We start from the raw sequence: 904 nt of genomic DNA, 5'->3' as shown, positions 1-904 counted from the left end.
GGATCGCGCGGGCGGGGGGAACGGGGAGGAGCGGGTTCCTGGGCCGTTCGGGGGGCAACTCGACCTTTGTGGTCCCGCCTTCGCCCCGAACCGGCCGGCCGATGGCAGGAAGGGGGCATGAGCCCGCACCGCCGTCAGGTCCTCACGAGCGCGGCCGCCGCAGTCCTGGCCACGGTCGGGGCGACCGCGCGGGGTCCCTCGGACCCCGTACGCCGTCCCTCCCGGCGCCCAGTACGCGGCCCCGACTTCGCCGCGCTCGCCCGCTCGTTGGACGGGCGGATCGTTGTGCCGGGCGACCCGGACTACCCCGAGGCCCGCCGGCTCTTCCAGCCCCGTTACGACACCCTCGCGCCGCTCGCGGTGGCCTATCCGGCGCACGCCTCGGACGTGGCCGCCTGCCTGGACTTCGCCCGTCGTTCCGCCGTGCCGGTGGTGCCGCGCGGCGGCGGCCACGGCTACGCGGGCTGGTCCGGCGGCGACGGCGGGCTCGTGGTCGACGTCGGGGCGATGGCCGAGGTGGCGGTCGAGGGGGACGGGGCGCGGATCGGAGCCGGCGCCCGCCTCGGCGAGGTCAACGCCACGCTCGCCGCACGCGGTCGGGGCATCCCGACCGGGCTGTGTCCCTCGGTCGGGATCGCCGGGCTCGCGCTGGGCGGCGGCATGGGACTCGCCTCGCGGGTGCACGGCACCACCTCGGACGCGTTGACCGGCGCCCGGGTGGTCACTCCCGACGGCGTCGTCCGCGAGGTCGACGCGGGACACGATCCCGACCTCTTCTGGGCGCTGCGCGGCGGTGGCGGCGGCAACTTCGGCGTGGTGACGGAGTTCCGGTTCCGCACCCACCCGGTCGGGGACGCGGCCTTCGCCGAACTGCACTGGTCGGGCGCGCGGTCCGCGGCGGTGC

General features: G+C 77.2%; 1 protein-coding gene. It reads left to right on the top strand.

Features of this window, described 5'->3' with window-relative positions:
- Nucleotides 1–117 precede the first annotated feature (117 nt).
- Nucleotides 118–904 (top strand): FAD-binding oxidoreductase (locus tag ADK55_RS16245; protein WP_159041414.1); only part of this gene is annotated, 787 nt, incomplete at its 3' end.

The organism is Streptomyces sp. WM4235 (assembly GCF_001279725.1).
In the GTDB taxonomy this organism is placed as follows: domain Bacteria; phylum Actinomycetota; class Actinomycetes; order Streptomycetales; family Streptomycetaceae; genus Streptomyces.
The sequence above is the reverse complement of the archived record's forward strand: the minus strand, read 5'-3'. Positions and strand labels throughout refer to the sequence as shown.